General features: G+C 70.0%; 14 protein-coding genes. 9 read left to right on the forward strand and 5 right to left on the reverse strand.

Annotated features, from left to right (window positions below):
• Positions 1 to 50 precede the first annotated feature (50 nt).
• Genes FHT32_RS01780 through FHT32_RS01805 form a run of 6 tightly spaced genes read left to right on the forward strand, consistent with a single transcriptional unit; the run spans position 51 to position 5525 of the window.
• The gene (locus FHT32_RS01780; protein ID WP_176662941.1) at positions 51 to 740 is read left to right on the forward strand and encodes an RraA family protein; all 690 of its coding nucleotides are present in this window, start codon (positions 51 to 53) and stop codon (positions 738 to 740) included.
• Positions 737 to 1666 carry an NAD(P)-dependent oxidoreductase gene (locus tag FHT32_RS01785; protein WP_176662942.1) on the forward strand — a complete coding sequence of 310 codons (930 nt, stop codon included), beginning with the start codon at positions 737 to 739 and terminating at the stop codon, positions 1664 to 1666. Before FHT32_RS01780 ends, FHT32_RS01785 begins: the two co-directional genes overlap by 4 nt.
• 42 nt (positions 1667 to 1708) lie before the next feature.
• Entirely contained in the window at positions 1709 to 2701 is a 993-nt protein-coding gene (locus FHT32_RS01790) for a tripartite tricarboxylate transporter substrate binding protein (RefSeq protein WP_176662943.1), read from the forward strand.
• A 22-nt stretch (positions 2702 to 2723) separates the two neighbouring features.
• Positions 2724 to 3686 carry a tripartite tricarboxylate transporter substrate binding protein gene (locus FHT32_RS01795; RefSeq protein ID WP_176662944.1) on the forward strand — a complete coding sequence of 321 codons (963 nt, stop codon included), beginning with the start codon at positions 2724 to 2726 and terminating at the stop codon, positions 3684 to 3686.
• 13 nt (positions 3687 to 3699) lie between these two features.
• Positions 3700 to 4587, forward strand: a complete 888-nt coding sequence (locus FHT32_RS01800) for an amidohydrolase (RefSeq protein ID WP_176662945.1) — start codon at positions 3700 to 3702, stop codon at positions 4585 to 4587.
• 23 nt (positions 4588 to 4610) lie between these two features.
• Complete coding sequence (locus FHT32_RS01805; RefSeq protein ID WP_176662946.1) at positions 4611 to 5525, forward strand: SMP-30/gluconolactonase/LRE family protein; 915 nt, start codon at positions 4611 to 4613, stop codon at positions 5523 to 5525.
• 9 nt (positions 5526 to 5534) lie between these two features.
• Here FHT32_RS01805 and FHT32_RS01810 read toward each other — a convergent pair whose 3' ends face one another.
• Together FHT32_RS01810 and FHT32_RS01815 are read right to left on the reverse strand one after the other, a co-directional pair.
• A complete protein-coding gene (locus tag FHT32_RS01810) occupies positions 5535 to 6614 on the reverse strand; it encodes an L-idonate 5-dehydrogenase (RefSeq protein WP_176662947.1) in 1080 nt (359 codons plus the stop codon).
• Between the two features lie 27 nt (positions 6615 to 6641).
• On the reverse strand, positions 6642 to 7598 hold the full coding sequence (locus FHT32_RS01815; RefSeq protein WP_218088048.1) for a 2-hydroxyacid dehydrogenase: 957 nt from the start codon (positions 7596 to 7598) through the stop codon (positions 6642 to 6644).
• Between the two features lie 165 nt (positions 7599 to 7763).
• On the opposite strand from FHT32_RS01815, the gene FHT32_RS01820 reads away from it, so the two are divergent.
• From FHT32_RS01820 to FHT32_RS01830, 3 genes are read left to right on the forward strand one after another with little or no spacing between them, the layout of a single operon-like run.
• A complete protein-coding gene (locus FHT32_RS01820) occupies positions 7764 to 8525 on the forward strand; it encodes an SDR family oxidoreductase (RefSeq protein WP_176662948.1) in 762 nt (253 codons plus the stop codon).
• 44 nt (positions 8526 to 8569) lie between these two features.
• Complete coding sequence (locus FHT32_RS01825; protein WP_176662949.1) at positions 8570 to 9475, forward strand: NAD(P)-dependent oxidoreductase; 906 nt, start codon at positions 8570 to 8572, stop codon at positions 9473 to 9475.
• A 51-nt stretch (positions 9476 to 9526) separates the two neighbouring features.
• Positions 9527 to 9868, forward strand: a complete 342-nt coding sequence (locus FHT32_RS01830) for a hypothetical protein (protein WP_176662950.1) — start codon at positions 9527 to 9529, stop codon at positions 9866 to 9868.
• On the opposite strand, the gene FHT32_RS01835 is transcribed toward FHT32_RS01830, so the two are convergent.
• From FHT32_RS01835 to FHT32_RS01845, 3 genes are all read right to left on the reverse strand, one after another.
• Entirely contained in the window at positions 9831 to 11768 is a 1938-nt protein-coding gene (locus tag FHT32_RS01835) for a glycoside hydrolase family 15 protein (protein WP_176662951.1), read from the reverse strand. The two genes, FHT32_RS01830 and FHT32_RS01835, sit on opposite strands and share 38 nt — an antisense overlap.
• A 362-nt stretch (positions 11769 to 12130) precedes the next feature.
• The gene (locus tag FHT32_RS01840; RefSeq protein ID WP_176662952.1) at positions 12131 to 12865 is read right to left on the reverse strand and encodes an RNA polymerase sigma factor FliA; all 735 of its coding nucleotides are present in this window, start codon (positions 12863 to 12865) and stop codon (positions 12131 to 12133) included.
• 22 nt (positions 12866 to 12887) lie between these two features.
• Positions 12888 to 13688 (reverse strand): flagellar biosynthesis protein FlhG, encoded by an 801-nt coding sequence (locus FHT32_RS01845; protein WP_176662953.1) that lies wholly within the window; start codon positions 13686 to 13688, stop codon positions 12888 to 12890.
• Positions 13689 to 13698 lie beyond the last annotated feature (10 nt).

The following is a 13698-nucleotide window of genomic DNA, read 5'->3' on the forward strand; positions in this document are numbered from 1 at the left end:
GGGCCCCTTCATTTCCTCCCATCCATCACCATCACTCCAAGAGGTTTCCCATGTCATCTCCCCTCCCCGACGTCATCCGCGACTTCGAACGCGTGCCCGCGAACATCGTGGCGCAGGCGGCCGAGTTCCAGCCCGCCATCCTGGCCGACGTGGCCGGCCGCCGCGGCGCGCTGGACGGCCGCATCAAGGCACTGCGCCCGCGCATGAAGCTCGCGGGCACCGCGATCACCGTGGAAGTGCGCCCCGGCGACAACCTGATGATCCACGCCGCCATCGCCATGGCGAAGCCCGGCGACGTGCTCGTCATCGACGGCAAGGGCGACCTCAGCTCCGCGCTCATGGGCACGATCATGATGACCGCCTGCCGCCAGCTCGGCATCGCCGGCGTGGTGATGGACGGCGCCTGCCGCGACAGCCTGGAGATCGACGAGATGAGCTTCCCCGTCTTCTGTGCAGGCACCAATCCGAACGGCCCCACCAAGAGCATCGGCGGCCGCATCGGGCATCCGGTGTCGATCGGCGGCGTGACGGTGCATGCGGGCGACTTCGTGATCGGCGACGGCGACGGCGTGGTGGTGGTGGAGCGCGAGAAGATCGAATCGCTGCTGCCGCTGGCCGCGAAGAAGGTGAAGGACGAAGCCGCGCGCATCGCCGCCATCAAGCAGGGCGACACCGCCGCCAAGTGGCTCGATTCCGCACTGCGTGCGGCCGGCGTCCTGAAGGAAGGCGAAAAGCTGTGACGGCCGTTCTGGTGACGGGCGCCGACCTGGCGCCGCAGGCGGTGAAGTTGCTCGAAGGCCACGAGCTCGTCTACGCGGGCAGGACGCCGACCGAGGACGACCTCGTCGCGCTGTGCCGCGCGCACGATCCGGTGGCCATCATCGTGCGCTACGGCAAGGTGGGCGCGGCCGTCATGGACGCAGCGCCTTCGCTGAAAGTGATCTCCAAGCACGGCAGCGGCACCGACACCATCGACAAGGTGGCGGCTAAGGCGCGCGGCATCGAGGTGGTCGCGGCCGTGGGCGCGAACGCGGCGGCGGTGGCCGAGCAGGCGCTCGCGCTGCTGCTGGCCTGCGCGAAGTCGGTGGTGGCGCTGGATGCGCGCATGCACGCGGGCCACTGGGACAAGGCGACGCACAAGAGCCTGGAACTCGGCGGGCGCACCATCGGCCTGATCGGGCTCGGCGCCATCGGGCTGCGCTTCGCGCGCATGGTCGACGCACTGGGCATGCGCGTGCTCGGCTTCGATCCGTACGCGAAGAACCTGCCGGCCCACGTGCAGGCCGCGGACCTCGCGACCATCTGGGCCGAGTCCGACGTCATTTCGCTGCACTGCCCGTTGACCGACGAGAACCGGGGGTTGATCAATGCGGACACGCTGGCGCGCTGCAAGCGCGGCGTGATCGTGGTCAACACCGCGCGCGGCGGCCTGATCGACGAAGAGGCGCTGCTGGCAGCCGTGCGCTCGGGCCAGGTCTTCATGGTCGGGCTCGACAGCTTCGCGGTGGAGCCGATGACCGCGGGCCACCCCTTCCAGGGCGAGAAGAACATCGTGCTGAGTCCCCACATCGGCGGCGTGACCAGCGACGCCTACGTCAACATGGGCGTGGGCGCCGCGAAGAACCTGCTGCAGGTGCTGGAGCGACAGACGGCGGCGAGCCGCTGAAGGCATCGCCGCCATCCCGACCAAGAACAAGGAGACAAGAGAATGAAGAGCGGCAAGAAGGCCCGCCGGGCCGCGCTCACGCTCGCGCTCGGCCTGCCGGTCGCACTGGCGGTCCACATGCAGGCGCATGCCCAGGCCTGGCCGGCCAGGCCGGTGCGCGTGCTCGTCGGTTTCTCGGCGGGCGGCCCCACCGACGTGGTGGCGCGCGCCTTCGCAGACCACGCATCGCGTGCGCTGGGCCAGCCATTCGTCGTGGACAACAAGCCCGGCGCCAATACGATCCTCGCGGCCGAGGCGGTCGCCGCGGCGCCGGCGGACGGCTACACGCTGCTGCTGGGCGCGACGAACCACACGATGATCCCGGCGCTCTACAGCCAGCGCGTCAAGTTCGATGCGGTGCGCTCCTTCGCGCCGGTGTGCTCGCTGGCCGTGAGCCCCACCGTGCTGGTGGTGGGCCCGTCGATGCCGGTGAAGACCTTCGGCGCCTTCCTGCAGGCCGTGAAGGCCGAGCCGGGCAAGCGCACCTATGCCACGCCGGGATCGGGCAGCTCGGGCCACTTCGCGAGCGCGCAGTTCACGCAGCTCACGGGCACGGCGATGAACCACATCCCCTACAAGGGCGCGGCGCAGGCCGTCACCGATCTCATCGGCGGGCAGGTCGACAGCTCATTCGCCACGCTGGGCTCGGTGCTCGCGCAGGTACAAAGCGGCAAGCTGACCGCGCTGGCGGTGGCCGCGCCGAAGCGCTCGGCGCTGCTGCCCGGCGTGCCGACCTTCGAGGAGTCCGGCGTCAAGGGCTACACGGCCGACGCCTGGTACGGCCTGCTCGCGCCGGCGAAGACACCGCCCGAAGTGCTGGCCACGCTGCGCCGCGTGGCGACCGAGTTCTCCCAGGCGCCGGCCACGCAAGAGAAGCTGCGCTCGCTCGGCATGGAGGCCCGCAACACCTGCGGCGACGCATTCGGTGCGCAGCTCGCGGGCGAGGTCAAGCTCTACGGCGATCTGGCCCGATCGCTCGACCTCAAGACCGAATGAACGCATACGAGAGGAACACACCATGAAAGCCATCCGACGCATGCTCGCCGCATGCACCCTCATCGCGGCCGCAGCGACTTCTGCCCATGCCGCCTATCCCGAGCGCCCCATCACGCTGGTCGTGCCCTATGCGCCCGGCGGATCGGCGGATGCGCTCGCGCGCGTGCTGGCCGTGCGCGTGGGCATGAAGCTGGGCACCAGCGTGATCGTCGACAACCGGCCCGGCGCCAGCGGCACCATCGGCGCGGGCTTCGCGGCCAAGGCCGCGCCCGACGGCTACACCGTGCTCTACGACGCCACGCCCTACTCGATCAACCCGCATCTCTTCGCGCGCATGCCCTATGCCACCAATGCGCTGCAGCCGCTCGCGCTCGTGGCGCTGGCGCCCAACATCGTGATCGTGCGCGCCGAATCGCCCCTGAAGAGCATCAAGGACCTCACCGACAAGGCGAAGGCCGAGCCGGGAAAGATCAACTTCGCATCGGGCGGCAGCGGCACCGTGCAGCGGCTCGCGGCCGAACTGCTGCGCCAGCGGCTCGGGCTCGACATGGTGCACGTGGGCTACAAGAGCGGCGGCCCCGCCATCACCGACGTGATGGGCGGGCAGGTGGACTTCATGTTCAGCACCATCGCCGCCTCGTATCCACTCGTGTCCTCCGGCAAGCTGCGCGCGCTGGCGGTGTCTTCGCCGCAGCGTTCGCCACGACTGCCCGAGGTGCCGACCCTCGCCGAGACCGTGGTGCCCGGCTACGAGGCCTACGAATGGAACGGCATGTTCGTGCCCACCGGCACGCCGGCGCCCATCTCAGAGAAGCTGCACAAGGCGGTCGTCGAGGCGCTGAAGGAAGAAGAAGTGAAGAAGCGCTTCGTCGACGTCGGCGTGCAGCCGGTCGGTTCCACCCCTGCGGAGTTCGCCGACTTCCTGAAGAAGGAAGATGCGAAGTGGGCGGACGTGATCCGCAAGGGCAACATCAAGCTCGACTGAAGACATCGCACGAATGAACGCCACCTCCATCGCGCAGCCGGTTCCCCACTCGGTGGGCCTGGATCGTCCCGCGCCCGCGCTGCCCGCGGACGCGTGCGACAGCCACATGCACATCTTCGATGCGCGCTTTGCCGCCTCGCCGCACTGGAAGCGCCAGCCGCCGCGCGCCGAAGTGGCGGCCTATCGGCTGCTGCAGCAAAGGCTGGGCACCTCGCGCACGGTGGTCGTCAACCCGTCGACCTACGGCACCGACAACGCCTGCACCCTCGATGCGCTCGCGCAGCTGGGCGAACAGGCGCGCGGCGTCGCGGTCGTCGCCGAGGACGTGGCCGACGATGAACTCGACCGCCTCGCGGCGCAGCGAATCTGCGGCCTGCGCGTGAACTTCGTGACGCCGCAGTCCTGGGGCGTCACCACGCCGCGGATGCTGACGACGCTGGCGCGCAAGGTGGCGCGGCTGGGCTGGCACATCCAGGTGTTCGTGCACCCGGAGCAGCTGGTGGAGCTCGAGCCGGTGCTGGCCGCCCTGCCGGTGCCGCTGGTCATCGACCACATGGCGCGCATCGATCCGGCCGAAGGCGCCGATGCAGCGGCGTTCACCGTGGCGCGGCGGCTGCTCGACGGCGGCAACACATGGATGAAGCTCTCGGGCGTCTACATGCGTTCGCGCGACGGCGCGCCCGCCTACCGCGATGCCTTCGCGCTGGGCAGGGCGCTGGTAGAGGCGGCACCCGAGCGGCTGGTGTGGGGCAGCGACTGGCCGCACACGACCGAGACGCCGGGCACGGTGGACGACGCCGCGCTCGCCAACGTGCTCGCAGCCTGGTGCGGCGACGAGGCGGTGCGCAGGCGCATCCTCGTCGACAACCCGGCCAAACTCTATGGATTCGCGGCCGCCTGATCCGCGCAGACTAGGAGACCCACATGTACTTCCTGCAAGCGCCCCAGGTGCTGGAACTCCAGACCTTCACCAGCATGCCCGACCGCTTCCGGCGCCGCGAGCCGAGCATCTGGGCCGATGCCAACCGCGGCGGACAGCCGACCGACTCATTCCTCGAAGGGCCGGTGTTCGACGACGCCGGCAACCTCTACGTCTCGGACATTCCCTTCGGCCGCATCTTCCGCATCGACGCCTCGGGCGAATGGACGCTGGTTGCCGAATACGACGGCGAGCCGAACGGCATGAAGTTCATCGATGCGAACACGCTGCTCGTCACCGACTACCAGAACGGCCTGATGCGCGTGGACGTGCGCACCGGCAGCGTCGCGCCGCACCTGCGGCGGCGCAACACCGAGAGCTTCAAGGGCGTGAACGACCTGGTGCTGGACGCGCGGGGCAACGTCTACTTCACCGACCAGGGCCAGAGCGGGCTGCATGACCCGTCGGGGCGCCTGTATCGCCTGCGGCCCGACGGACAACTCGACCTGCTGCTGTCGAACGTGCCCAGCCCCAACGGCGTGGCGCTCTCGCCCGACGGCAAGGTGCTCTACCTCGCGGTGACGCGCGGCAACTGCATCTGGCGCGTGCCGCTGCTCGCGGACGGCAGCGTCGCCAAGGTGGGCCAGTTCTTCACCTCCTACGGCCCGAGCGGCCCCGACGGCCTCGCGGTCGACGCGCTGGGGCGTCTGCTGATCGCCAACCCGGGCCTCGGCGTCGTCTGGGTGCTCAATGCGCGCGCGGAACCGGTCGTGGTGCTGCGCGGCCCGGTCGGAGCCTCGACAACCAACATCGCCTTCGGCGGGCCGGACCGCTCCACGCTGTTCGTCACCGATTCGACGCACGGCAACGTGCTGAAGGCCGAGCTCGACGCGCCGGGCACCCCGTTGCACCGGGGCTGAGCCCCATCCTCAGGCGGCGACGGCTTCCGCCTGCGCCGCATCTCCCGCGAAGTCGATCAGCACCTTCATCGCCTTGCGCCTGTCGCTCGCCAGCTCGAAGGCCTGGCGCGCCTGCAGCATCGGGAATGTGTGCGACACCACCGGGGAAAGGTCGACGCGCCCTTCGTTGATGAGCTTCACCGCCAGCGCGAACTCGGCATGGAAGCGGAACGAGCCGCAGATGCTGAGCTCCTTCGCCACCACCATGTTCTGCGGAATGCTCACGTCGCCGCCCAGGCCGAGCTGGACGACCACGCCGCGCGGGCGCATCACCTCCAGGCCGTCGCGCAAAGCGCGCTCGTTGCCGGAGCATTCGAGCATCACGTCGAAGGTGCCCTTGTCGGCCGAGTAGCGCGAGACCCAGTCCTTGTCCTGCGCGACGTTGATGGCGTTGTCGGCGCCCATGGCGCGTGCGATGGCCAATGGCTCGTCGACCACGTCGGTGGCCGTGACCTCGGCCGCGCCGTGCGCGCGCGCCGCCGCGATGGCGAGCACGCCGATGGGCCCGCAGCCCGACACCAGCACGCGCTTGCCCAGCAGCGGCCCGGCGCGCGACACGCCGTGCAGCCCCACGGAGAACGGCTCGGCCAGCGCGGCCAGCCGCAGCGGCACGTGATCGGCCACCTTCACGCATTGCGTGGCCTCGCACAGCAGCATGTTGCGGAACGCGCCCTGCACGTGCGGCGTGCGCATCGCGCTGCCGTAGAAGCGCATGTCGAGGCACTGGTTAGGCAGGCCCTCCAGGCAGAACTTGCAGGCGCCGCAGGGGCGGCTCGGGTTGACGGCCACCTTGTCGCCGATGCGCACGCCCTCGACGCCGGGCGCCACCGCCACCACGGTGCCGGCCACCTCGTGGCCCAGCACCATCGGTTCCTTGATGCGCACGGTGCCGAAGCCGCCGTTGTGGAAGTAATGCAGGTCGGAGCCGCAGATGCCGCCCATGCCGACCTTCACCAGCACCTGGCCGGGGCCGATCTCGCCGGCATCCTGTTCGTCCAGGCGCAGGTCGTCGGGGGCGTGGATCACGAGGCACATGCAACGCAGGCGCATGGTTCTTTTCCTTCTCTCTGTCAGGTGTCAGGCGACGGGGGTGATCAGGGGCAGGCCCGCGAAGTGGGCCTCCAGGTTGCGGCGCACCAGCTCGCCCATGGCGCGGCGCGTCTGTTCGGTGCCGCTGCCATGGTGCGGCGTGAGCACCACGTTGTCGAGCGCGGCGAAGCGCGGGTCGATGCCCGGCTCGTTGAGGAACACGTCGAGCGCCGCACCGGCGATCGCGCGCGTCTCCAGTGCCTGCAGCAGCGCGCCTTCGTCCACCGTGGTGCCGCGCGACACGTTCACGAGCCAGCCCTTGGGTCCCAGCGCGCGCAGCACCTCGGCATTCACGATGCCGCGCGTGGCATCGCCGCCGGGCAGGATGACGATGAGCACGTCGCACCAGTCGGCCATGGCGGCCAGGCTGGCGAAGTGGCGGTGCGGGCTCTCCGCCTTCGGCGTGCGGCTGAAGTAGCCCACTTCGACGTCGAAGCCCGAGAGCCGCCGCGCGATGGTGCTGCCGATGCGGCCGAAGCCCGCGATGCCGACGCGCTGGCCGAAGACGCGCGTGGCCAGCGGCATGGCGGCATTGGCCCACGCGCCGCTTCGCACGAAGGCGTCGCCCGCCGGAATGCGGCGCTGCGCCGCGAGCATGAGGCCCACGGCGAGATCGGCCACGTCTCCGTTGAGCACGTCGGGCGTGTTGGTCACGCGGATGCCCCGCGCGCGGCAGGCGGCGAGATCGATGGCGTCGGTGCCCACGCCGTAGCAGGCGACCAGCTCCAGCCTGGGCAGCGCCGCAATGAGTTCGGCGCTCGCGCCCAGTTCGCCGCGCGTGGCGATCGCGCGGATCTCCTGCGCGTGCGCGGCAATGAAGGCCTGGCGGTCGGGCGCCTCCCACAGGCGGTACAGGGTGTAGGACTCGCGCATCGGCGCCATGTCCCACTCGGGGTAGGCGCCCATCATCAGCACATGCGGGGAAGCGGCGGCGGTAGCGGTCAAGCGGGTGTCTCCTGCTGGGGCAGCGGTCCGAGTCAATTGATACCGGTAACTTTAATCGATGCGCCCCTGCAAAGCCAGCGAAGGTTTTACCCATTGACGAAATCAAAAGATACCGGTAACTTTCTTCGCCAGTCACGCCCCTCACCCAGGACCCAGGAACTCCCCTTGAAACTGTTCGACCTCTCCGGGCGCACCGCCCTCGTCACCGGCTCCAGCAAGGGCATCGGCTTCGCGCTGGCTGGCGCGCTGGGCAACGCGGGCGCCCGCGTCGTGCTCAATGCGCGCGATGCCGCCGCGCTCACCGCAGCCCGCGACGCCCTGCGCGCCCGGGGCATCGCGGCCGAAGCCGCGGCCTTCGACGTCACCGACGCCGCCGCGGTGGAAGCCGGCGTGGCCGCCATCGAGGCCGACGTCGGCCCCATAGACATCCTCGTCAACAACGCCGGCATGCAGCATCGCGGGCCCTTCGCCGAATTTCCGGTCGATGCCTGGCACAAGATCACCACCACCAACATCGACAGCGTGTTCCTGGTGGGCCGCGCCGTCGCGCAGCGCATGATCGAGCGCAAGCGCGGCAAGATCATCAACGTGTGCTCGGTGCAGAGCGAACTGGGCCGCCCGGGCATCGCGCCCTATGCGGCCACCAAGGGCGCGGTGAAGATGCTCACCAAGGGCATGGCGATCGACCTCGGCAAGCACGGCATCCAGGTCAACGGCCTGGGCCCGGGCTACTTCAAGACCGAGCTCACGCAGGCGCTGGTGGCCGACGAGGCCTTCACCGCATGGCTCTCGGGCCGCACGCCCGCGGGCCGATGGGGCGACGTGGAAGAGCTGGGCGGCGCTGCCATCTTCCTGGCCTCGGACGCATCGAGCTTCGTCAACGGCCACATCCTGTATGTGGACGGCGGCATCACCGCGAGCCTGTAGCAGCGTGGCGCGTGCCCGCCTCGGCCATTCATGAAAGCCTTCGCATGACGAAGACGACCGCCCCGACGCCGCGCGTGGCCGTGATCGGCGTCGGCATCATGGGCTCGGCCATTTCGCGCCGGCTGCTCGAATGCGGCCACCGCGTGAGCGTGTTCGACCTCGACGCCGCCAAGGTCGCGGCGCTCGTCGCGCACGGCGCGGCGGCGGCGGCCACGGCACGCGAGGCGGCGGCCGCGAGCGACTTCGTCATCACCAGCCTCAACTCGGCCGCGGTGGTGGAGCGCGCCATCTTCGGCGACGACGGCATCGCCGCCGCCATGCCTGCGGACCCCCAGCGACTGCTGATCGACATGTCGTCCATCGACCCTCCTTCCACGCGCCGGCTCGCGCAGTCGCTGCGCGAGCGCACGGGCATGGGCTTCGTCGATGCGCCGCTTTCCGGCGGTGCGCCCAAGGCGCTGCTGGGCAAGCTCACGGTGATGGCCGGCGGAAGCGCCGAAGACGTGCAGCGCGCACGCGCGGTAATGGACAGCCTGTGCGCCAACTACACCCACATGGGCGCGAGCGGCGCGGGCCAGACGACCAAGCTGGTCAACCAGCTGCTGTGCGCCATCGGCTTCCAGGCCGTGGCGGAAGCGGTGCGGCTGGCCGAGGCCGGCGGCGTCGATGCGTCGAAGCTGCCCGCCGCGCTGTCCGGCGGACGCGCCGACAGCCAGATCCTGCGCGAGTTCGGCCCCAGGATGGCAGCGCGCGACTACACGCCCACCGGCCGCATCGACAACATGCTCAAGGACCTCGAGGCGGTGCAGGCCTTCTCGCAGGGCCAGCGCCTGCCGCTGCCGCTGGTGGGCGCCGTCTCGGAGCTGCATCGCGCCTTCGTCGCGGCCGGACTCGGCGCGCGGGACACGGCCGAGATGATGCGGCAGTTCAGCGGCTACGAGCGCGGCTGAACCGCTCTCGCCTCCTCATCACGCGAACACGACACAGGAAAGAGAGAACCCATGTTCATCCGCTGCGCATTCTTCAGGGGCCGGGTCAAGGCCGGCATGGAAGAAGCCTTCGACCGCCACGTGCACGACAGGCTGGTGCCGCTGTGGACCCGCTTTCCCGGAGCGCTCGAGGTGCGCGTGCTGCGCCAGCTCGAAAGCGACGTGAGCGACCCCGAGCTGGCGATGGTGCTGTCGATCCGCTACGCGAGCCGCGAGGACATCGCCCGCGCGCTCGAATCGCCGGTGCGCCACGAAAGCCGCGAGGTCTCGAAGAAGCTCTTCGAGATGTTCGACGGCACGGTCTTCCACACCGTCTTCAGCGCCGAGGAGTTCGCGCTCGCGAACGCTTCCTGACGGGCGCCTTCGGCGCCTCTTCTTTCTTCCTTTTCTCCTTCTGCTTCCGCACCGACGCCTTGCCGTCGAGGTCCGCCAGCTCCCAGATCCCGCCGGCCGCCGACACCAGCGCGTGCGCGCTGTTGATCAGCCCGATGTGCGAGAAGGCCTGCGGAAAATTGCCCAGCTGCCGGCGCGCCACCGGGTCGTATTCCTCGGCGTAGAGCCCCAGGTCGTTGGCCAGCGCCAGCAGCCGCTTGAACAGCGCCCGCGCCTTGCGCAGCCTGCCCATGGCGACATACACGTTCGCCAGCCAGAAGCTGCACGCGAGGAACGCGCCCTCCCCGCCGCCGAGGCCGTCCACGCCCTTCTCGGTGCGGTAGCGGTACACCAGCCCGTTGAAGATCAGCTCCTTCTCGATGCGCGCGATGGTGCCCTGCACGCGCGGGTCGTGGATCGGCAGGAAGCCGATCAGCGGCATCCACAGCAGCGCGGCGTCCACCGTGTCGGCGCCGTAGTACTGCATGAACGAATTGGACGCGGCGTCGTAGCCGCGGGCGCAGATCTCGGCATGGATCTCGTCGCGCACCTCCCGCCAGCGCTCGACCGGGCCTTCGAGGCCGAACTCGGTGGCGCTCGCGATCACCCGGTCGAAGGCCAGCCAGCACATGACCTTGGAGTGCACGAAGTGGCGCGGCTCGCCGCGCACTTCCCAGAGGCCGCAATCGGGCTCCCGCCACAGCTCCATCAGCTGCTTCGCGATGGCGCGCTCCAGCGGCCAGAGCTTCTCCATGTCCGCCAGCCCGGCCTTGCGCGCCGCATGGAAGGCCGCGATGACGGAGCCGTAGACGTCGAGCTGCCGCTGCCCGTGCGCGCCATTGCCGATGCGCACCGGGCGGCTGCCTTCGTAGCCTGCGAGCCAGCCGAGCTCGAGCTCGGTCAGCGAGCGTTCGCCATGCAGGCCGTACATCACCTGCAGTTCCTCGGGCGAGCCGCCGACCGCGCGCATCAGCCACCAGCGCCATGCGCTGGCCTCCTCCACGTAACCCGAGCCGATCAGCGCATAGAGCGTGAGCGCCGCGTCGCGCAGCCAGCAGAAGCGGTAGTCCCAGTTGCGCTCGCCGCCGGGCAGCTCGGGCAGCGAGGCGCTGGGCGCGGCGACGATGCCGCCGGTGGGTTCGTAGGTGAGCGCCTTGAGCGTGAGCAGCGAGCGCATCACGGGCTCGCGGAACTCGCCGTGGTAGCCGCAGCGTTCGGTCCATGCGCTCCATTCGGCGACGGTGCGCGCCAGCAGCGAATTGGCGTCGCGCGTCACCGGCGGCTTCAGGTGCGAGGGAAACCAGTCGAGGCTGAAGGCGATGGACTGGCCCGCCGACACGGTGAAGTCGGCGAAGCTCGCGAAGTTCTCGTTGGTCAGCGGCACGCCGGAGCTGATGCGCACGGAGTCGGGCCCGGCGGTGGCGAACACCGCGCCGTCGCGCCGGTCCATCCACGGGCACCACTCGCCGTAGTTGAAGCGGATGCGGAACTCGGTGTGCATGGCCACCGTGCCGCGCACGCCCCGCACGATGCGCACCACCTCGTGCGTGCCGTCGAGGGCGGGACGGGGCATGAAATCGGTGACGACGGCGGTTCCGCCGGGCACGCGGATGGTCGTCTCCAGCACCACCGTGCCCGGCAGGTAGCGCCGCGTGACGCGCGCCTTGGGGTCGGTCGCGCGCATCGACCAGTGGCCGTTGCGCTCGTCTCCGAGCAGGCTGGCGAACATCGCCGCGGAATCGAAGCGCGGCAGGCACAGCCACTCGATGTCGCCGCCGCGATGCACCAGCGCCGCGCTGTGGGTCGAGCCGATGAGCGCGTAGTCGCCGATGGGGCGGTCGCCGTGCAGCTTGACGGAAGGTTGCTTGGAGGTCTTTGGCAAGAGCCCGAGCTTTGCCGCCCGCGCGGGCGCGGCGCGCCAGCGCAGGGCGCGCATCGCTGCCGGACAAGGCCCAATCGGGCGCCCCCTGAGGGCCGCTAGGGCCTGTTCACACTATTTCCGGGGTCGCGTTGGTGCTCCAAGGGGCTGGCTGCAAGGCGCCCGTGCGCAGCAAGGCTGAAGCCTTGCAAGCGCGGGCAACGCCGCAGACGGCCCCTTGGAGCGCCAACCCTACGGGAAGGGCAGCAAGGGCGGGCCACTCGGCGTTGCGCTCCTAGCGTGTGCGCATGCACACGCGTCGTCACGCGCCTTGATTGGCCCGCCCTTGCTGCCCTTCGCGACCCCGGAAATAGTGTGAACAGGCCCTAGAGCACGTCCTTGAGCTTGGCGCGCAGCCTGGTGATCGCCTGGCTGTGCAGCTGGCACACGCGCGACTGGCTGACCTCGAGGATGGCGCCGATCTCGCGCAGGTTCAGCTCTTCCTCGTAGTAGAGGTTCAGCAGCAGCTGGTCGCGTTCGGGCAGCGCCGAGATGGCGTCCACCAGCTGGTGGCGGAAGCCGCTTTCCAGCAGCTGCTCCAGCGGGTCGTCGCTGCTGCGGCGGTCCTTGCGCGCGTCCTGCGAATGGCTGTCGAGGAAGGCGTTGTCCGCGTCGTCCTTGGAGAAGTCTTCCACGTACAGCAGCTGGCAGCCCTGGATCTCCTGCAGCAGCGACTGATACGCGTCGATGTCCATCTTCAGCTCCTTGGCGATCTCCCCTTCGGTGGGAGAACGCCCGAGCTTGTGGCCCAGCGCCTGGATCGCCTTCTCGATGCCGCGCGCCGACTGGCGCAGGCCGCGCGAGCCCCAGTCGGCGGCGCGCAGCTCGTCGAGCATGGCGCCGCGGATGCGCTGGCTCACGAAGGTCTCGAACTGCGCGCCCCGGTTGTCCTGGTAGCGGCTGGAGGCGTCCAGCAGGCCGAGCATGCCGGCCTGGATCAGGTCGTCCAGCTCCACGCTGGCGGGCAGCTTGGCCATCATCTGCAGCGCGATGCGGCGCACCAGCGGCTGGTGCTGCGCCAGCAGGTGAGATTTATCGATGGTTCCCTGTGCGGTGTACACGTCGGTCCGTCCTTCCCCGGGCTCAGGCCGCGGCCTGCTGAAGCTCTGCCGCGCGCCATGGCCAGCCGTCCATCTCGCCGGCAATGCGCCGCAGGTCGACGGCCGCATGGCTCGCGGGAAAGGCCTCGGCGATGGTCTTCTTCAGCCGCCAGGCATCGGCGACCAGCGGATCGAAGCGCACCCAGCCGGCGGGCTGCAGCGACAGCGCGAGATAGCGGCTGCCGGCGTGGGCGAGGTTGTTCATGATCTGGCGCGCGGCCTGCGCGTCGACCACGCCGTTGACCAGGAAGCGCATCTGGCTCATGCCGTGCGCGCGCTGCAGGTGCTTGATGCCCGCATAGGCCGAGGTGACCGACGCGGGGTGCGGCTGCAGCACCGCCAGCAGGTCGTCCGCGCCCTGCGCGAGCGCCGACAGCCTGCCCTCGCGGTCGAAGGCCGCATCGACGATGACGAAGCCGTCGTACCAGAACCTGCGCGGATCGCCGCCGGCGCCGCGCATCGCGCCGGGCGGCGCCGGCAGCACGTGCACGCCGCAGGCCGCGCGCGCCTCGGCGCCGTCGAGCGTCAGGCGCCCGCCGGCCACGTCGGCCAGGCTGCCGAGCGGATCGATGTCCCAGACCTCGCATGCCGAGCCTTCGGCCGGACAGTGTTCGTCGAGCAGCAGCACGTTGCGGCCCTGTCCCGCCAGCGCCACCGCGAGGTTCATCGCGATGGTGGTGCCGCCCGCGGCCTGCCCCATGCCGGCCACCGCGACCACGCGCGCCTGCGTCGGCGCGAGCAGGCGTCGCAGGCCGTCCGCCTGATCCGCAACCAGCTTGTTCATTGCGCCACCC

The sequence above is a fragment of the Variovorax sp. SG517 genome, assembly GCF_013376045.1.
In the GTDB taxonomy this organism is placed as follows: domain Bacteria; phylum Pseudomonadota; class Gammaproteobacteria; order Burkholderiales; family Burkholderiaceae_C; genus Variovorax.

Excerpts from the sequence above, each read along its gene's own strand:
- FHT32_RS01790 (WP_176662943.1), top strand. The coding sequence starts at position 1,709 with ATGAAGAGCGGCAAGAAGGCCCGCCGGGCCGCGCTCACGCTCGCGCTC.
- FHT32_RS01800 (WP_176662945.1), top strand. The coding sequence starts at position 3,700 with ATGAACGCCACCTCCATCGCGCAGCCGGTTCCCCACTCGGTGGGCCTG.
- FHT32_RS01810 (WP_176662947.1), bottom strand. The coding sequence starts at position 6,614 with ATGCGCCTGCGTTGCATGTGCCTCGTGATCCACGCCCCCGACGACCTG.
- FHT32_RS01805 (WP_176662946.1), top strand. The coding sequence starts at position 4,611 with ATGTACTTCCTGCAAGCGCCCCAGGTGCTGGAACTCCAGACCTTCACC.
- FHT32_RS01845 (WP_176662953.1), bottom strand. The coding sequence starts at position 13,688 with ATGAACAAGCTGGTTGCGGATCAGGCGGACGGCCTGCGACGCCTGCTC.
- FHT32_RS01780 (WP_176662941.1), top strand. The coding sequence starts at position 51 with ATGTCATCTCCCCTCCCCGACGTCATCCGCGACTTCGAACGCGTGCCC.
- FHT32_RS01825 (WP_176662949.1), top strand. The coding sequence starts at position 8,570 with ATGACGAAGACGACCGCCCCGACGCCGCGCGTGGCCGTGATCGGCGTC.
- FHT32_RS01830 (WP_176662950.1), top strand. The coding sequence starts at position 9,527 with ATGTTCATCCGCTGCGCATTCTTCAGGGGCCGGGTCAAGGCCGGCATG.
- FHT32_RS01795 (WP_176662944.1), top strand. The coding sequence starts at position 2,724 with ATGAAAGCCATCCGACGCATGCTCGCCGCATGCACCCTCATCGCGGCC.